This is a genomic window from Vibrio mediterranei, from assembly GCF_013364395.1.
Taxonomy (GTDB): Bacteria; Pseudomonadota; Gammaproteobacteria; order Enterobacterales; family Vibrionaceae; genus Vibrio; species Vibrio mediterranei.
Window position 1 is genome coordinate 1,954,244 of sequence record NZ_JABXGK010000001.1, and the last position, 17,687, is coordinate 1,971,930.

13 protein-coding genes are annotated in these 17,687 nt (G+C 42.7%); 8 read left to right on the plus strand and 5 right to left on the minus strand.

Going from position 1 to position 17,687, the window contains the following annotated elements; translation table 11 throughout:
- The first annotated feature begins 225 nt into the window (after positions 1-225).
- A complete protein-coding gene (locus tag HOP38_RS09205) occupies positions 226-636 on the plus strand; it encodes a hypothetical protein (RefSeq protein ID WP_198557911.1) in 411 nt (136 codons plus the stop codon).
- A 245-nt stretch (positions 637-881) separates the two neighbouring features.
- Entirely contained in the window at positions 882-1,988 is a 1,107-nt protein-coding gene (locus HOP38_RS09210; RefSeq protein WP_062459440.1) for a phosphoribosylaminoimidazolesuccinocarboxamide synthase, read from the plus strand.
- A 71-nt stretch (positions 1,989-2,059) separates the two neighbouring features.
- Here the strand turns inward: HOP38_RS09210 and HOP38_RS09215 are convergent, their stop codons facing one another.
- Positions 2,060-2,446, minus strand: coding sequence for a hypothetical protein (locus HOP38_RS09215; RefSeq protein WP_006070783.1), 387 nt, complete (start codon positions 2,444-2,446; stop codon positions 2,060-2,062).
- A gap of 241 nt (positions 2,447-2,687) precedes the next feature.
- Positions 2,688-5,042, minus strand: a complete 2,355-nt coding sequence (locus tag HOP38_RS09220; RefSeq protein ID WP_198557912.1) for a DEAD/DEAH box helicase — start codon at positions 5,040-5,042, stop codon at positions 2,688-2,690.
- A gap of 192 nt (positions 5,043-5,234) precedes the next feature.
- Between HOP38_RS09220 and HOP38_RS09225 the strand changes: the two genes are divergently transcribed.
- The 3 genes from HOP38_RS09225 to HOP38_RS09235 all read left to right on the plus strand — a co-directional run bounded on the left by HOP38_RS09225 (position 5,235) and on the right by HOP38_RS09235 (position 8,095).
- Positions 5,235-6,923 carry an NAD-dependent malic enzyme gene (locus tag HOP38_RS09225; protein WP_198557913.1) on the plus strand — a complete coding sequence of 563 codons (1,689 nt, stop codon included), beginning with the start codon at positions 5,235-5,237 and terminating at the stop codon, positions 6,921-6,923.
- 99 nt (positions 6,924-7,022) lie between these two features.
- Entirely contained in the window at positions 7,023-7,346 is a 324-nt protein-coding gene (locus HOP38_RS09230; protein WP_006070787.1) for a DUF3392 domain-containing protein, read from the plus strand.
- Positions 7,347-7,417: 71 nt separating this feature from the next.
- A complete protein-coding gene (locus HOP38_RS09235; protein WP_242456535.1) occupies positions 7,418-8,095 on the plus strand; it encodes a SanA/YdcF family protein in 678 nt (225 codons plus the stop codon).
- Positions 8,096-8,124: 29 nt separating this feature from the next.
- Here the strand turns inward: HOP38_RS09235 and HOP38_RS26155 are convergent, their stop codons facing one another.
- The 3 genes from HOP38_RS26155 to HOP38_RS09250 all read right to left on the minus strand — a co-directional run bounded on the left by HOP38_RS26155 (position 8,125) and on the right by HOP38_RS09250 (position 13,667).
- On the minus strand, positions 8,125-10,581 hold the full coding sequence (locus HOP38_RS26155; RefSeq protein WP_198557915.1) for a calcium-binding protein: 2,457 nt from the start codon (positions 10,579-10,581) through the stop codon (positions 8,125-8,127).
- A gap of 75 nt (positions 10,582-10,656) precedes the next feature.
- On the minus strand, positions 10,657-11,961 hold the full coding sequence (locus tag HOP38_RS09245) for an HlyD family type I secretion periplasmic adaptor subunit (RefSeq protein ID WP_062459431.1): 1,305 nt from the start codon (positions 11,959-11,961) through the stop codon (positions 10,657-10,659).
- Entirely contained in the window at positions 11,958-13,667 is a 1,710-nt protein-coding gene (locus tag HOP38_RS09250) for a type I secretion system permease/ATPase (RefSeq protein WP_124939815.1), read from the minus strand. The genes HOP38_RS09245 and HOP38_RS09250 overlap by 4 nt, the downstream gene beginning before the upstream one ends.
- Before the next feature lie 346 nt (positions 13,668-14,013).
- Between HOP38_RS09250 and HOP38_RS09255 the strand changes: the two genes are divergently transcribed.
- The 3 genes from HOP38_RS09255 (at position 14,014) to HOP38_RS09265 (ending at position 17,641) form a co-directional block, all read left to right on the plus strand.
- A complete protein-coding gene (locus tag HOP38_RS09255) occupies positions 14,014-15,063 on the plus strand; it encodes an extracellular solute-binding protein (RefSeq protein WP_198557916.1) in 1,050 nt (349 codons plus the stop codon).
- A complete protein-coding gene (locus tag HOP38_RS09260; RefSeq protein WP_198557917.1) occupies positions 15,060-16,751 on the plus strand; it encodes a GGDEF domain-containing protein in 1,692 nt (563 codons plus the stop codon). The genes HOP38_RS09255 and HOP38_RS09260 overlap by 4 nt, the downstream gene beginning before the upstream one ends.
- A 65-nt stretch (positions 16,752-16,816) precedes the next feature.
- On the plus strand, positions 16,817-17,641 hold the full coding sequence (locus HOP38_RS09265; RefSeq protein WP_038230250.1) for a DUF2797 domain-containing protein: 825 nt from the start codon (positions 16,817-16,819) through the stop codon (positions 17,639-17,641).
- Positions 17,642-17,687 lie beyond the last annotated feature (46 nt).

Here is a 17,687-nt window from a genome sequence, read left to right on the forward strand (position 1 = left end):
CCCAGTAAAAACCATTGCTCTATACAGTATTCTTATACAGTAGTTGTTAGCTTATACCTGTGTAAAACGAAAAGTATGAGATTGCCGCCCATTCCAATAGAAATTTTAACAATTAAATATCAACAACTTAGTTTCTTTTGTCGTTTTTTTATGCAAAAAGTGCTTGATCTTTTCACGCCTAAAAACTACTGTATACACATACAGCATGTATAAAGGAACAGGGTTATGTTGCTCAACAATACAATTCACTCACAATACAATGTCCCAAACCAATACGGAGTTTTTGATGATCAAGGAACTTCACAACAGCTTCGTCGAATTCAGGATGATGTACTTGAAAAGGTTTCGCAGCTGGCTTCTAAGCCACAGTGGATTTTATTGACGGCAGAATGTCCTCGCCCTTCAATTGGACAAATCATGCACTTTCATAAACTAGGTAACCATATGGTTCAGATGAAGGCTTCATTGCATTTATCGCAGTATCAGGTTGTCAAAAAAGCCATTCGCTCAGGTAACGCGTGTGCTGTTATCGCAAATGGTGAGTTCTCTCTAACAGAACAAAATCAACTTCAAGAATTGGCCGCTGACTATCAATGCGAAGTCATCTTTCTTGGTAAAGACAGTTATTTACATTAATCCAAATTCCGACCACTCGTTAAGTTAATCATGTAATCCCTTTTTTATGACGGTAAGTACTTGTTCAATAGTACTTACCGTATTTTTTATCCGCTCTTTAGGCAACTTATATAAAAATTGCGCAAACGTTTGCTATTTTTCTGGCAGCATAGAATAGTTCTGGTATGATGCGTGCAGCAAAGAGTATTACCACTCCCCATAATCGTCGCACTTTTTACGACACAACATTAGATAGGAATGTCTCCATGAGTCTCGCTGATCAAGTTCTAGCTGTAAACGATGATCTACCAATCCGCACTGATAAGCCTGTTCATAGCGGCAAGGTTCGTTCGGTTTATTGGTTGACCGAAGAGGATAGCCGCCGCCTAATCAAAGACAAAGGCTACGATGTTGCAGAAGATGCACCGTTAGCCATTATGGTTATCAGTGATCGCATTTCTGCCTTTGATTGTATCTGGCGAGGTGAAGGTAACTTAAGGGGCGTTCCTGGCAAAGGCGCCGCACTCAACGCGATTTCTAATCACTGGTTCCAATTGTTTAAGGATAATGGTTTAGCGGATAGCCACATTCTAGATATTCCTCATCCATTTGTCTGGATCGTTCAAAAAGCAAAACCTGTAATGATCGAAGCTATCTGTCGCCAATACATTACCGGTTCTATGTGGCGTGCTTATGAGAAGGGTGAGCGCGAATTCTGCGGTATCACTTTACCTGAAGGCTTAAAGAAAGACTCTAAACTGGATGACGTCCTAATTACTCCTTCAACAAAAGGTATCTTACGTGGTATCCCTGGAGTCCCTGAAGCAGATGATGTAAACATCACACGCGACAACATTAGCGACAACTTTGCAGCGTTTAATTTTACGAATGCAGCCGACATCGATGGCTACGAAAAACTTCTTAAAGAAGGCTTCTCCGTCATCAGTGATGCTTTAGAAGCTATCGATCAAACGTTTGTTGATACCAAATTTGAATTCGGCTACGTTACCGATTCAAAAGGCGAAGAAAAGCTCATCTATATGGACGAGGTTGGAACACCGGACTCTTCCCGCATTTGGGATACTAAAGCGTATCAAGTAGGCGATATCGTTGAGAACTCAAAAGAAGGCTTCCGCCAGTTCCTGCTAAACCACTTCCCTGATCCTGATATCCTTTTAAACAAAGAGCGTATGCCAGAGCGTGAAGCACTTGCAGCCGACAACGAACTTCCCCTATCTGCGCTTATGGATGTTTCCAAAACATATGTTGGTATCGCAGAGAAAATTACTGGTCGCAAGATTGAATTAAGCAGCAATCCAAAGCAAGAAATTATAGACATACTTCGTACCAACTACGACCTCATCGCAGACTAGGTTCCTAGTCGCTGCGCACATCAAAAAAGGGAGCTTAAAGCTCCCTTTTTGGTTACATGGCACAACGTGATCTAGTGAAATTCAGCGATTAATATATCTTCGTTAGGTATCACGACAATTTTCACGTTACCTTTATCTTGAATAAGCTGAATCTGTTCAGATTCTAGTGAGTAAGGCATAACAACCTTAAGACAAGCGATATTTTCTTTGCGAGCGATTTTCATCAGCGCGACCAAATTCGACTCATCACTTCGTCGACTCGATAATGCACTCAGCGCTTTCTCCCAAAGACGGCTATCTGGATCAATATTCTGATTTTTTGTACTCTCTTTCCACGCTTCGCCAAACACTGGCGCTACAGAAGTGAGCGCTTCAAGGAACGTCCATTTTTTACTACAAGATGCACCGAGGAAACTGGTGTAATCAAATTCTACCGGCGATGTTTTCTTGTCACACATAACCACTCCCAATTACAGAATGCTATGCAACTACTATTATTCAAACTTTCTTATATAGCAATAGGATATATAAAAATCATCTTTTATACCCTACTTAGACATCAAAAGGTGATATAAAAATCCAAATAGCAACATAATGTGAACAAAAGTACATCACCACAATGCCACTTGGTTAACTATGTATGGCACATCTATCAATAGCAGCATTCATCCATCTTTTGTTGAGTAAAACATCACAAACTCAACGAAGATCTAACACGCGACTCGCCTTCTTGTACTTTACTTTCCATCCAGACCAAGCAGGCAGTTCTTTGCGTTTAGGATCGTCTTTTCGAGAGCCTGAATGGAAGTGGACGTGTATAAGCTTGCCTTTGCCAAAATACTCGACAGTTAAACGCAGACCACTTAACTGAATGACCAATGGGTACTTAGCTGCAAAATCTGAATACTCCCAATCTGGAACGCCGTTAAACACAAAATCTCGCTCATCAATAAGCTCAAGATCTTCAAATGAACTTACACCGAGCATTGACAGTTGTTCAGCTATCCAAGACTCCAATGATACTTCGTCTACTGGACCGGTTTGGTCAGATAGACCCAGTTCAACATACAGCTTCCAATGCAGCATACGTTCGGTAAGCTGTTCTGCCAACGTGGGAAAGATAACTCCTTCAATGATCGATTGGGCGATGGCTTTCAAAGCGACATTGCCTTTAGGCGCAATCCTGCGCTCCGCCAGTTTGCGACCTGCATACATCAAATGTTCACAATGCTGAAGACCCTCGTCGGTCTCGACAGTTTCTCCGCTCACCCATTCCCCAACATTAAGTTCTTTGAGCTGAGTGATGTCCACTGGTAAAAGTAATGTGGCCAGTGTCATCGTCTGTTTAACGCCTCGGCCAGGTAAGCTATGAGTGGCTAATACCAACCCTGCTTCTGTTTTCGGTTTAATTCGATTCTGTCTTCCTAACAGCACTTCGACAAAACCGTTACCAAAAGCGTCACGTCGCCGCTCTCTTCTCACATACAGCAAGGCGTTGTTCGCTTGGATAATTTGCTTTATCAATTCATCACGTTGATATCTAGAAGCCACTTCCAGACTCGGCAATTCAAATACACTACGCATCTGCTCCGATAACCCTTGTGCTTCACGCAAACATTCTTGGTCGACCGTCAAGCCTGTGTACTGCTTGCCTCTTACTAGGCCAATAAGAATACTTGCGTCACAACCTAACGGCTCTTCTAGGTCCAGCTTGATCAATAGCTCTTCATTACTGGTGATTTGAAACAGTTTACCTGTCGCACATAGTGCAGCCGTTAGGTCAATCATAGCCTCCTTCAGCGCTCGTGAAGGCATCTTAGTGACCAAATCAGCGTAAATAGTATCAATCGGTAATGGGTATAGCTTTTTTCCATGCTCAGTAATGCCAATATCATCTATCGCACCAAGTTGTAATAACTGCTCTTTGGCGGCTTGAAGTGATTTATCAGGTATCGCATCAATGAATTCGAGATCGTTAAGCGCTAACCCACATGTCGCAGCAGCCAACATAGGCTCGACAATAGATTCACGTTGAAGTTCTGGTGGGGTGACCAGATCAAGAGCAGCATGCTCACCATAAAGACGGATACATGTTCCTGCCATTACTCGTCCTGCTCGGCCAGAACGCTGAGCAGCACTCGCCTTAGAAATATGAGTCAGCATTAACGTGGTTTGTCCGTTACGCTGTACATTTCTTCTTTCTAATCCTGAATCCACAACAACCGCGATATTAGGAATCGTCAAAGAGGTTTCCGCAACATTTGTTGCAATCACGACCTTGCGCTTATCTTGAACTGACATTGCAACAGAACGCTGTTGCTCAGTCACAGAAGCATGCAGCGGCGCTAGAATAAGGTCATACTGCTCCGCAAGGGGTTTTAGCGAGGATACTACCTGCTGAATTTCCTTTCGCCCGGGAACAAACACCAAGATATCTGCTGCAAGCTCGTCTAACAATGACTCAATCGCACTTTTAACACGTGTTTCTAGATGCCTTGCATCAGGCAGTTGTCGACTGTCGTTTCGATGGTGCTGAACTGCCACATCAAACACTCTTCCTTGTGCGACCAAGCGCTCGGCATCAAAGTAGTCAGCTAGCTTTTGACCTTCAATGGTAGCCGAAGTAATTACTGTTTTATGAGTTTGATTGCGCTTTAACATCGAAACCAGTAAGTCGGTGTCCCAACGTCGTTCATGAAATTCATCCACAATAACCACATCAAAGCTCTTCAGGCGGTCTTCGGCATACCACCTCAAGGCGACACCTGGCGTGACAAACACCACTTTTGACGCCTCGGTATAACAGTTTTCAAGCTTGATTGCATAACCAACGCTTTCTCCAACCTTTTCACCAAGTCCATGCGCCACGAAGTGTGCCAGCGACGTACAGGCAATTCGCCTCGGCTCTACCACCAACACTCGTCCTTGATCCATCGACCAAAGAGGCAGTCTCGTCGATTTTCCTGAACCCGTTTCAGCTTCAACGATAAGGTGTGATTGTTTCAGAGCTTGTTTAAATTCTTGTTCAATAGAATCAATAGGTAAGGCTGTCATTTTGCTTTGCTAATCAAGGTCGTTGTGAAGGAGTATACCCATAGGAGGATTAACATTCGACTCACTTCGCTTTTTACCGCAAACCGAATACAAATAGTTAACATTTCGTCGTCGCTTAGAATAGGTAATTGTGTTAAATTAACCCGCAAATTGTTCCCAATCCCAAATGACTGTTCCTAGACAGGTAACCGAATGAACAACAACAAAAGACCGCTCTATATCCCGTACGCGGGCCCTGCACTTCTCAGTACCCCACTTTTGAACAAAGGCAGTGCATTTTCTGCTGAAGAAAGAATGTCCTTTAACCTTGAAGGGCTTCTACCTGAAACAACAGAAACAATTCAAGAACAAGTAGATCGCGCTTACAAGCAATACACCAGCTTTGAAAGCGATATGGATAAACACATTTATCTGCGTAACATCCAAGATACTAACGAAACTTTGTTTTATCGCTTAGTACAAAATCATATCTCTGAAATGATGCCGATTATCTACACGCCGACTGTAGGCGCAGCGTGTGAGAACTTCTCCAACATCTATCGCCGTGGTCGTGGTCTTTTCATTTCTTACCCAAATCGTGATCGTATTGACGATTTGCTAAACAATGCACGTAACCACAACGTAAAAGTAATCGTTGTAACCGATGGTGAGCGTATTCTAGGACTGGGCGACCAAGGGATTGGTGGTATGGGCATTCCTATCGGTAAACTGGCTTTGTACACAGCGTGTGGTGGTATCAGCCCAGCTTATACACTGCCTATTGTTCTTGATGTTGGTACGAATAACCCACAACGACTTGCTGATCCAATGTACATGGGCTGGCGCCATCCGCGAATTACTGGTGATGAATACCGAGCGTTTGTAGAAGACTTTATTCAAGCGGTTCAACGTCGCTGGCCAGATGCACTCGTTCAGTTTGAAGACTTTGCACAGAAAAATGCAATGCCGTTACTTGAACGTTATAAGGATCGTATTTGCTGTTTCAACGATGATATTCAAGGCACCGCAGCAGTGACCGTAGGCTCTCTACTTGCAGCATGTAAAGCAGCAGGTAGCAAGCTTTCTGAACAGCGAGTTACCTTCTTAGGTGCAGGATCTGCAGGTTGTGGTATTGCTGAAGCGATCATCGCGCAGATGGTGTCTGAAGGCATCAGTGATGCGCAAGCGCGCTCTCAAGTATTCATGGTTGACCGTTGGGGACTTCTACAAGAAGGCATGCCTAACCTACTCGACTTCCAACAACGTCTGGTACAAAAACACGAACGAACCAAAGAATGGACATCGGAGAACTCAGGCTTCTCATTACATGATGTTATTCGTAATGGTAAACCTACAGTTCTTATTGGTGTGTCAGGTGCGCCTGGTCTATTCAGCAAGGAGATCATCCAAGAGATGCATCAACATTGCGACCGTCCAATCGTATTCCCGCTATCGAACCCAACTAGCCGTGTTGAAGCAACACCAAATGACATCTTACGTTGGACAAATGGCCAGGCACTGGTTGCAACAGGCAGCCCATTCGACCCTGTAGTTGTCGAAGGTAAAACCTACCCTATCGCGCAATGTAACAACAGCTACATCTTCCCTGGTATTGGTCTAGGCGTACTTGCAGCGCAAGCATCACGCGTTACAGACGAAATGTTGATGGAATCAAGTCGTGCGCTCGCAGAGTGTTCTCCTCTTGCACAGAAAGGATCAGGTCAACTGTTACCGCCACTTGAAGAGATTCATTTAGTGTCTAAGAAAATTGCTTACGCCGTGGCGAAAAAAGCCATTGAACAAGGAGTGGCGAAAGAACGCTCAGATGAAACTCTGCGTGAAGCTATTGACGACAACTTCTGGCAGCCGGTTTACCGTAAATACAAACGTTCAGCATTCTAATCTGAATCGACATCACATTTAGGCTCTTGTTTACAAGAGCCTTTTTTTTGTTTAATAGTCAGCTCATTTCTATCGTTATACTGCAGCAAGGACATTGACATGCTCGATATTTTCGCTCCGGGAGGACGCTTTATTGCTCCTTATCTTTTTGAAGTTTCTACGGCACTAATCGCATGTTCTCTTGTCGTACTAGGTGCGGATATCAACCGCCTCTTAAGGAACGCATTACGAGATACAAATTTCGTAATTCGGACGGTCTGCTTTATACTACTCAATGCATTTGGCTATGGGTTGATCATTATTAAAGCCACCCCATTGTTAAAGAACGTATTAGTTAATACAGAACCAGGCTTGATGTTCGCCATCGTGGTTCTAAGCTTTGTGAGTATAGGTATTTGGGCTCAAAGGAATCGTCAGATTTAGTGACCTTTAGATTTAACAAGGAAACGTTGTTATCCAGCACCGTGCTTTCTTTCTTAAAGAGAGCACTTCGTATCGCTTGTTATACACTTGTTTTGTTCGTCGTCTTCATCGCGTCCATTGACCGTTGGGTGAGTTGGCAAGCCGAAGACCGGATTCTCACCTCTATCGACGATATTGATAATGTTCAGGTCGCAGTCGTTCTTGGCACGAGTAAGTATCTAGGTCGAACTCTCAACGAGTACTACTCCCATCGCATTGAGGCGGCGATTGACCTTTACAACGAAGGTAAAGTGTCTCATTTCCTACTCAGTGGCGATAACGCCCACCGTTCATACAATGAACCATGGACAATGAAACGAGACTTGTTGAGAGCAGAAGTTCCTGAGCCAGCTATCCACTTGGACTACGCCGGATTTAGAACGCTAGATTCGATTGTTCGTGCCAAAAAGATCTTTGATACCGATGACTTCTTAATCATCACGCAGAAGTTTCACTGTGAACGAGCTCTGTTTATCGCACGATCATACGATATTAATGCGACATGTTTAGCGGTGTCTGGACCGACATCCAAGTCAGGGTTTTCAGTAAGATTAAGGGAAGTATTTGCCAGAACTAAGGCGTTTTTGGATTTGTATATTATGAATACTCAACCGAAGTTTTTGGGGCCGAAGGAGCCGATTATGGACACGGAAGAAGAAGGGTTAGTCGATGAACCAATTGCACCGTATGAAAAAGGCCTTCAGGAATAAAACCGAAGGCCTTGCCAGTTTATAACGGGTTATACTGTTGGAAAGTAATCATCTAAAGAGGTTTCAGCTTCGCCTATCTTGATAACTTCAACATTCTTGATGATCGTAAAGTCATCAGTACCATCGACACTAACTTTATACTCATTTCGATAAGTAGCCCCATGAGCTTCAACGGTAATTGCCGTTCCAGCTGCAAATACCAAACTATCTACACCGTGTCCGCCATCAACATAATCTTCACCTGAGCTTGCGTGGACCGTATCATCACCATGCATAACATTGATAATATCATCGTAATCGGAGCCAGTGACTGTATCCTCTCCAGCATCGGTCCACTTATCATTATAGGTCATTCCATGCCCTAAGCCACTGAAATCAATGACATCATCACCTCGGGTACCGTTTAGTATTTCTACGTTAGAAACAATGTCCGTGGATGTCACTTTGCCAGAAAGCACCGTCTCTACATTGAATGTATTACTACCATTCTCAGCTACAAATACGTTGAGAGAATCAGCGTTTTTGTACGTGTCATTGTAGGTAAGCGTATCAATACCTTCAGCTCCATCAATAACATCACTCTCTGCATAAGTCGCCAGATGTGCGGGCGCTTTTTTATCTGCGTAGATCGTATCATCACCAGACCCAGCATGAATATAGTCACTTCCCGCACCGCCATCCAATGTATCATCACCACCTTGATAGGTGAATCCAACACCATTATCGCCAAATAGAACATCATTACCTGAGCCACCGGTTAGATCATCATGCCCATGTGTGCCAATTAGCATCGAATCAACATCATCTTCACCCTTCAAATTGTCGTAGGCATTATGTCCAGTCACTAATGTGTACGTTCCTTCTGTAAAGGTTACTTTTTCAACATCTTGAAGTTGGTCTTTACCGTCGCGCCCAGCAACCGTATCAGTTACGGTCAGACGATTTTGGAAATGGTACTCCTTGTACGAGCCACTAAATACAGCAGTATCCACACCCGTACCACCATTCAGAGAGTCATTTCCGGCACCACCATGAAGAAGATCATCACCTTCCCCGCCATTTAAAACATCGTTACCACCTTGATAAGTAAAGCCAACTCCATTGTCTCCTAGTAGGACATCATCGCCGCTACCACCATTTAAAGTATCATCGCCGGTAAATCCAACTAATAGTGTATCCGCATTACTAGCGGTTAGATTATCACCCGCATTATGACCGCGTAAGAATGCAAACTCACCGTCAGCAAAAGCAAAAGTTTCTGTATTCTTGACGAAATCATTACCGTCCCGTCCACCAACTAAATCTCTAACCTCGGTATTACCGCCAGATTGGTGTAAATAGTTGTAGTCCAATACCGAACCACTAAATATGGCCTTATCGACACCTTCCCCACCATCTAAACGGTCGTTACCGGCACCTCCATGGAGAATATCATCACCTGCTCCACCATTGAGGTTGTCGTTTCCACCGTTGTAGGTAAAACCAACACCATTATCGCCAATCAACACGTCATTGCCTGTACCACCAGTAAGATCATCATGACCATGTGTACCGATTAGAAGAGAATCAACTCCATCTTCAGCTTTCAAATTATCGTATGCGTTATGACCTGTCACTAATGTATACGTGCCGTCGGCAAAACTTGCCTTCTCAACGGTTTTATCGAGTTGGACTATTCCATCTCGGTCATCAACAGTATCTGTTACTGTAAGGCGATTTTGATAGTGATAGTCTAATACTGAACCCTCAAATACCGGAATTTCACCAGTTAGGATACCTACGATATTTTCTGTTGTCTGCGCATCAACTGGGTCTTCAGCATCATCGAGGATTCGTGCAATATACGGATCTTCGGCTAAGCCATTCAACGTAATAGTCGTACCCTTGTTACCTTTGCCAACATCTTCGAAAAAAGTGAGCACAAGATTACTGTTCTCTACCGAAATCGAAAGTTTTTCCGCAATGGCTTTATCAACAAACACATCAGCTTTTTCTAATCCGGTAGCGTCTTCGTTAAAGGTCAAGTCCTCACCAAAAAACTTATTGTCTAACTTCTCGACTTTAGTACTAAGTTTTTCGTCAACTCTAGATTCATGTTTCTCATTACGTGTTAACTCGTTTTCTGAAATAAAGTGTTTTCGGTCAAGAATAAACTGTAAGTTATCGGTTCCGACTTTAAAGTCCGTAATGGTATTTTCACCGCCATGTGTGATACGCATTGCAAACGTGTCCGAACCTTCCCCACCGATGAGCCTATCATTGCCAACGCCGCCGAATAACAGGTCGCTATCATCTCCACCTTTCAGAGTATCATCGCCACGATTCCCTTCGAGAATATCTTCTCCTTTACCACCAATAATTTGGTCATCACCAGCTTTTCCTATGATATGTTCACTCGCTTTATTACTTCCAAACACATGATTATCATCGGCATCAAGTCGAATGAAAGTCTCACTTCCATCTAAAAAAACTTTTTCAGTAGCCATAATTAATTCCCTATTTCCTTTGCCAATCTGTTGTTGATACATCAAGTGCACGTGTACACTATTCAACATCATTCACTAAATCTCTCTCATCCCCTTCTCCATACTCTGTATCAGCGGAGAAAGTAGATAATCAAGAACAGTGCGTTCCTCTAGTACTATTTGTGCTTCTACCGGCATACCCGGTTTCAGATCTAAGCCAAGATCCAGAAGCTCCGTTGCATCGAGGGCTATCTTTCCTTGATAGAAATGACCGCCTAGCCGCTCATCTACGATGCTGTCCGCGGAGAGGTGTATAAGCTCACCTGTTACCGCTGGGACTTGTCGAAAGCTGTATGAAGTCAGGCGGATGTTTGCCGACAAACCTTCATACACCGATTCGATATCCTTGGGTTGAATGTTAACGCTTGCGACCACTCGGGTGTTGTTAGGGACGATCTCCAGTATCGTGCTTGTTGGAGCAACAACACCACCTTGAGTGTGAATAACGAGATTGATCACATCGCCTCCAACTGGAGCGCGTACTTCTATGCGGTCGTTTAGCGTATTAGACGCTTTTAGCTGTTTTAAGATTGCTTGCTCTTCTGAAACTAGCTCTTGCTTTTTCTCTTGAGCGGTGCGCATAAAGTCTATTTTTAGTGCGTCCATTTGAGATTCAAGCTCAGCAACTTTGTTATTGGTTCTTTTGATTCGAGTACGGTGCTCCGCTATTTTTGCCACCAAGCTTGAGTACTCTCTCTTTAGTTCTAGAAAGGCAACTTTTGATACATACCCTTTTTCTAATAGAGCTGAGTTCGCTTCGATTTCTTCGTTGAGCAATGTCAGAGAATGTTCGTCGCTTGAAAGCCAAGCCTTGTAGCTGTCTCTATCATTCTCTGATTGAGCCATTTGCTGGCGGAGTGACATCATTTGTTCTTTATGAATCAGACGATTCTGGTTCAACAGTGATGCTTGATCACGACGTATCTGACTTTGAATTGGAGTCAGGTTCTCCTCGTTCCCCCAATTAATCGCCTCTCCTGAAAGTTCTGCGTCAATTCGAGCTAGGCGAGCTTGGACGATAAAACGTTTTTGATTCAGTTGTTCGAGTTGGCTAACAAGCAACGGATCCGAGAGCACCAGTAACAAATCTCCTTTTTCGACACGCTGACCTTCTTTGACGAGAAGCGTTTCGACTACCCCTCCCGTATGATGCTGCACTTTCTGATTCTCGAGCTCTGTCACCAATTTCCCCGGTGCCAACGAGGCTGAACTTAATGGTGCGCTATAGCTCCAATAGCCGATTCCTATAAAACAAACCAACAATACGAGCCAACCAAACAGAATGAAGTTGGTCAAAGAGAGATTGAACGAACGAGATGTCTCTGAATGATTTAGTTTCATGACACACTCCCTATGCTGTTTGCTGACGATGCTGGAATATTTAAGATCTCGGTCGTTTTACCGTATTGCTGGAGGCGTCCTTCACCTAACACCATGCATAAGCTGGTATGCTGAATAATCGACATACGGTGTGAAATGACAATGACGGTAATTTGCTTGTGATGTGCATGAGCAATGAAATCGATCAGTGCCGCCTGCCCTGGATGGTCAAGATTAGAATCGGGCTCATCCAATATAAGTAAGGCTGGTTTTGTATATAGCGCACGAGCCAAGGCAATTCGTTGCTGTTGTCCACCAGACAATCGGATTCCTAGTGCACCAACCAGTGTTTGATAGCCATTTGGGAGTGACAAAATCATCTCGTGAACACCAGCTAATTTGGCCGCATCGACGATGTCCTTCGCATCAACATTCTCATCGAATCGGCAAATATTTTGCGCAATCGTGCCCGATAGCAACTGACTATTTTGGGAAACATAGCCAACTTGCCTCCCTAGTTCTGATACTTGGCGCTGGTTAAGTGTTGCGCCATCAATGCGCACCTCACCGCTTACAGGTTTAACCAAACCTAGAATAGCTTTGACCAATGTTGATTTGCCTACACCGCTACCTCCAACAATAGCTACCGATGCACCAGCAGGAATGGAAAAAGTAAGGTCTTCGAGCAACGGCTTCTCACTACCTTGATGACCTAAGAAAACTTTGTCGAATCCGACAGCGCCTTTAATCTTTGGTAGTTCGACGACTTCTTTTGGTTGTTCGAGATAAGACTTGCGTAATCTTTGATGTGCTTTCCAACCTTCTAACCAGCTTTGCCAGTTATGGATCGCCTGCTCAACTGGTGCTAAAACTCGGCTCATAATCATCGATGCGGCAATCAATACTCCAGCACCAACTTCGTTCTCTAATACCAGAATGACCGAAACGCATAACACTCCAATTTGCAACAGCATCCGAGCATACTTAGCAAGTGCTAAAATCGCTCGAGAAATTCTGTCTGCGTTCGCTTTGTCTACTGTCGGATTTATTGATTCCTTACGCCACTTCGCGACCAAATTGTCATTCATACCTAATGCTTGAACAATCTCAGCGTTTTTAAGCCAATCACTAGTTAATGTATTGAACGTACTCGCATGCTGGCTTGCATTATTCTGCAAGCGCTTCGTCACTATCATACTTATGATCGATATAACAAAGAGAACCGTTGCGCCTGCTAACGCAAAGTGCCCAAGCAGCGGGTGCATGAGATACATGACAGCTAAAAAAACAGGTGCAAATGGAGCATCAAATAACGCAAAGATCCCAGGAGAAGTGAGAGTTTCTTTAACTCGAGATAAATCAGTTAGAGATTGGCTGAATATTCCATTGCTTTGTTGTGACTTGAGCATAGAAACATTAAAGGCGAAGTCTGCGGACTGTTGCTCAACGCCATATCCATAACGCAACATTACTTGCCCGCGAACCCAATCGAGTAGCGCTTGAATAGATAAGAGGAACAATGCAACTATTGCAAGCATTACAAGCGTTTCGCGACTTTCGGAAGAAAGAACACGATCAAAAACTTGCATCGAAAATAAAGGAAGCACAAGAAAAAGCACATTTACCGCAATAGAAACCACGGTAATAAAAATAAGAACTTTCTTGTTTATTTTAAAGTACTGCGTATTATTTAAACTACCAGCATCCTTGCTTAAAGTAGACGTCATGTTAGCCTCAGACGGTTATTTATCCTTGTCATTGATTTAATAAATAAGAATGACAAAGGAATTATTTAAATATTGCCGACTTCGATATTAGACCTATTTCTGACACTTTATTTACAAAATGCTCGGCCAACCCTAACCAACCACACTTGTTCCACTTTTTGAGACCGTTGCATAAATATTACACAATTAATGCGTTAATCATCACAAAAATAAGCAATATTGTGATACAAATCGCATTTTGATAACTATATTAATAAACTTTCGTTTAATACCAGACTAACAATTTGAAATTAGAGATGACTGATTCATATAATCTAAAAAGCTAATTAACCTAGGCATTATCATGATGCGCATTTATATTGCACCAATTTTGTGCATGAGTTTCTTCAGTCATATTGTTTACGGAAAAGAGATTTTAAAAATATTATCTTGGCATGGATATACCGACACAGATATTGTATCTATTTTCGAAAATAAAAATAACATCGACATTGAAGTAACTTATGTAAATAATGACAAACAGTTAAGAGAGAAACTTGATGATAGAAATCAAGATTATGACCTTGTTGCCCTAAACTCCTCTGAGCTACAACGATATATCAAATTGCGAAAATTTATTCCAATCGACATATCCAAAATAGAAAATAGTAAATGGATCAGCAATCAATTCGCACCACTGTCAACAAACCCAGAAATCACCTTTAAAGGTAATATCTACGGCCTCCCCTATACCTATTCATCAATGGGAATCATCTACAATGCCGATCGTGTAAAATCTGCTCCAACTTCTTGGCAAGATTTCTGGTCACCGGAATACCATCACAAAGCACTTGGATATGATGGCGGGACACATAATGTGAGTTTAGCCGCACTGGCATTGAAGCTACCCGATCCTTTTCAGATTCCAAAATCAGACGACGAGCTCATTGCTAAAAAACTGATATCGCTGAGAGAGAATACGTTAACGTTCTATCGTTCACTCGAGGAGGCAACAGAGCTATTTAATCGCTTTGAACTATCAATCATGTTTGCGAATTTTGGCCATCAACAAGTTGATTCGCTTAAAAAGACGGGTGCCAATATAGAATATACGATTCCAAAAGAGGGAGCATTGGCTTGGTTAGATTGTTGGTCAATCTTGTCTACTTCCAAACAGACTGAACTTGCTCACCGCTGGATCGATTTTGTGCTAGAACCATGGGTTCAACTTGAACTAGCTAAGCGTCATGGACTACAAAGTCCTCTTAACCAGTTTTCTGAAAGCGATAATAAGGAAAAGTTGATATGGCTTTCACCTGTAGAATCACCGGAAAAACGTGAAGCCATGTGGGATTCAGTATACAGCGGTAAACCACTTCCCAAGGTAATGGAACATACCAAGAGAACGAGGCAATGAAGCTTTCTACGAAAATTGCACTGATGTTCACATGTACATTGTTAGTTTCATTTTCTATTCTAGCTTGGCTAAGCTATCAAGGCTCTAAGGCACTGCTTGCTGATAATATCAAAACAAAAATGGTACAAACCACAGGAATTGCCACTCGCGCTTTGCAGGAGAAACTGCAAGATATTGAGCGAACCAATGATATGTTAGCGATGTTGGTCAAAGATAAGCTCGACAAACAGTATGCTAAAACTGAGCTGGCAGCAGCCATCATTCCATTTATTCAAAACAACTCAACCTATAACAGTGTCTCGATTATCCAGCAAAACACAGCACTTAGAGAAATCCTCAGAATTCAAACAGGACCTAACCAAAAAATACATGCTGTAGAACCAAATGAGCTCAACAACCTTACTCATATTCCATTGTTTGTCGAAGCTACGAAAATTTATGCGGGAGAAATCTACGTCTCTCCAGTTTCAACCCATTATGACCGTATCGTTCATCATGAATCTACGCCTTACGTATTTATTGTTTATCCTCTCAATCTCAAGAGTGATGAAAGTACATCTTTATTGTTCACTATCGATATCAAAGCCTTAATGGAAAAAGCGACCTCTTTAATGGATGACCCGACAACGTTTATGATCGCTAACACCAATGGAGATTATTTGCTTCACCCAGACAGAGACAAGCAGTTTAGTTTTATGAGAGGAAAAGTTGAACAAGTCCAGAATGACTATCCAAATGCGCTGACAACCGTTAATCACGGACATTCAAGCTTCTTTGAACTAAATACGAACACTAAAGATAACAGCTTGTATTACGCAAGCTTCGCGTTAGCAAAGTTTCAGATCCATCAAACTTCGAGTGCCTATATTTTGGGCCACGTCAGACAAGACTCCATCGGTAGCCTGTGGCGGGAAAACACAATCAAGAGCGTACTGATTACTACTATGGTATTGCTGTCAATCGCATCTGTACTTTCATTTTCTCTATTTCGATACGTTACGCTGCCCCTCACTCACATTGCCTCCTTTGCACAAAGGATTACGTTGGGAAAGAAAACAACTCCTTATCAATATAACCAACGAGATGAGATTGGAGATGTCGCGCAAGCACTCAATTACCTTCAAAACAATCTCAACGTCCAGTATGAAAAGCTCAAGAACTCGGAACAAAAGTTTCAAGAACTTGCTCGCAAGGATGATTTAACAGGCCTGCCGAACAGAAAAGATTTTTCTGTTCGGTTAGAGAACGAAATCCAACACCATCGAATCAATCAACTTCACTTTGCACTACTGTTTGTTGATGTTAATAACTTTAAACTGGTCAACGACCATATCGGACACCATGCCGGAGATGAACTCTTAAAGAAAATAGCTCATGTTCTGGCTGGAGAGCTGCGTAGCAGTGATCTGGTATGTCGGCATGGTGGTGACGAGTTCATCATCTTGCTTTCAAATCTTAGGCAGTTGACCATCATACATACGATTTGCGACAAGCTGCATCAGTCGATGGAGAGACTCGTTGGCTGTGAAAGGTTACACCATCAAAATCTATCACTTAGTATAGGTGTTGCCATTTACCCAGAATCTTCTAGTCAGCCCATAGAACTCATTCAATTGGCTGATAAAGCGATGTATGAAGCAAAGAAAAATGGCCATGCTCAAACTTATTGGCACACTCCCTTTCGATAGTTTTTTCGACAGATTCTAACTCTTGTTTTTGCTACACTGGGCAAAACAACTAAAAGAGTAATGTCATGTCACTATTAGCCTCAGGTACGCTGTCCAAAATGCGTGCCTCTCTAGATTCGCAAGTTCAATACCGTTTACCCGTTGGTGAACAAGAAGTAGAACTCACCTCGTTTATTGGAAAGACGCTGACCCTTACCCATACTGGTAACATTTTCTGTAGCTCTTGTGGCAAAAAAACAAAGAAGAGCTATTCACAAGGCCATTGCTTTGTTTGCATGAAAAAACTAGCAAGCTGCGATATGTGCATTATGAAGCCTGAAACTTGCCACTATGATCAAGGCACTTGTCGTGAACCCGAGTGGGGCGAAGCCAATTGCATGGTTGATCATTTCGTCTACTTATCTAACACCTCCAGCTTGAAAGTAGGTATTACACGTCATACGCAAATTCCTACTCGTTGGATAGACCAAGGGGCAACACAAGGTTTACCGATTCTGAAAGTTAAAACGCGTCAGATATCAGGCTTGATTGAAGTTGAGCTTGCCAAACACATTGCGGATAAAACCAACTGGAGAACCTTGTTAAAGCAAGATGGTGACCCGATGGAGTTAGTGGAAAAAGCACAAGAACTATTACCGCTTGTCGCCGACAAAATTGCGGAGATTAAAGCTCAATATGGTAACGATGCGATAGAAGTACTAAGCGAAGTGATTACGCCGATCAGCTATCCAGTTGAAGTTTATCCGACCAAGATTAAGTCGCATAACTTTGATAAAGAGCCCGTGGTCACAGGAACGTTACAGGGTATCAAAGGTCAATACTTAATCTTTGATACCGGAGTGATCAATATTCGCAAATTCACCTCCTATGAAGTTGAAGTTTCCGCCTAACGAAGGACATCCAAAGAAAAGCCCGCAAACGCGGGCTTTTCTATCA

Excerpts from the sequence above, each read along its gene's own strand:
- HOP38_RS09205 (WP_198557911.1), top strand. The coding sequence starts at position 226 with ATGTTGCTCAACAATACAATTCACTCACAATACAATGTCCCAAACCAA.
- HOP38_RS09210 (WP_062459440.1), top strand. The coding sequence starts at position 882 with ATGAGTCTCGCTGATCAAGTTCTAGCTGTAAACGATGATCTACCAATC.
- HOP38_RS09215 (WP_006070783.1), bottom strand. The coding sequence starts at position 2,446 with ATGTGTGACAAGAAAACATCGCCGGTAGAATTTGATTACACCAGTTTC.
- HOP38_RS09220 (WP_198557912.1), bottom strand. The coding sequence starts at position 5,042 with ATGACAGCCTTACCTATTGATTCTATTGAACAAGAATTTAAACAAGCT.
- HOP38_RS09225 (WP_198557913.1), top strand. The coding sequence starts at position 5,235 with ATGAACAACAACAAAAGACCGCTCTATATCCCGTACGCGGGCCCTGCA.
- HOP38_RS09230 (WP_006070787.1), top strand. The coding sequence starts at position 7,023 with ATGCTCGATATTTTCGCTCCGGGAGGACGCTTTATTGCTCCTTATCTT.
- HOP38_RS26155 (WP_198557915.1), bottom strand. The coding sequence starts at position 10,581 with ATGGCTACTGAAAAAGTTTTTTTAGATGGAAGTGAGACTTTCATTCGA.
- HOP38_RS09245 (WP_062459431.1), bottom strand. The coding sequence starts at position 11,961 with ATGAAACTAAATCATTCAGAGACATCTCGTTCGTTCAATCTCTCTTTG.
- HOP38_RS09250 (WP_124939815.1), bottom strand. The coding sequence starts at position 13,667 with ATGACGTCTACTTTAAGCAAGGATGCTGGTAGTTTAAATAATACGCAG.
- HOP38_RS09255 (WP_198557916.1), top strand. The coding sequence starts at position 14,014 with ATGCGCATTTATATTGCACCAATTTTGTGCATGAGTTTCTTCAGTCAT.
- HOP38_RS09260 (WP_198557917.1), top strand. The coding sequence starts at position 15,060 with ATGAAGCTTTCTACGAAAATTGCACTGATGTTCACATGTACATTGTTA.
- HOP38_RS09265 (WP_038230250.1), top strand. The coding sequence starts at position 16,817 with ATGTCACTATTAGCCTCAGGTACGCTGTCCAAAATGCGTGCCTCTCTA.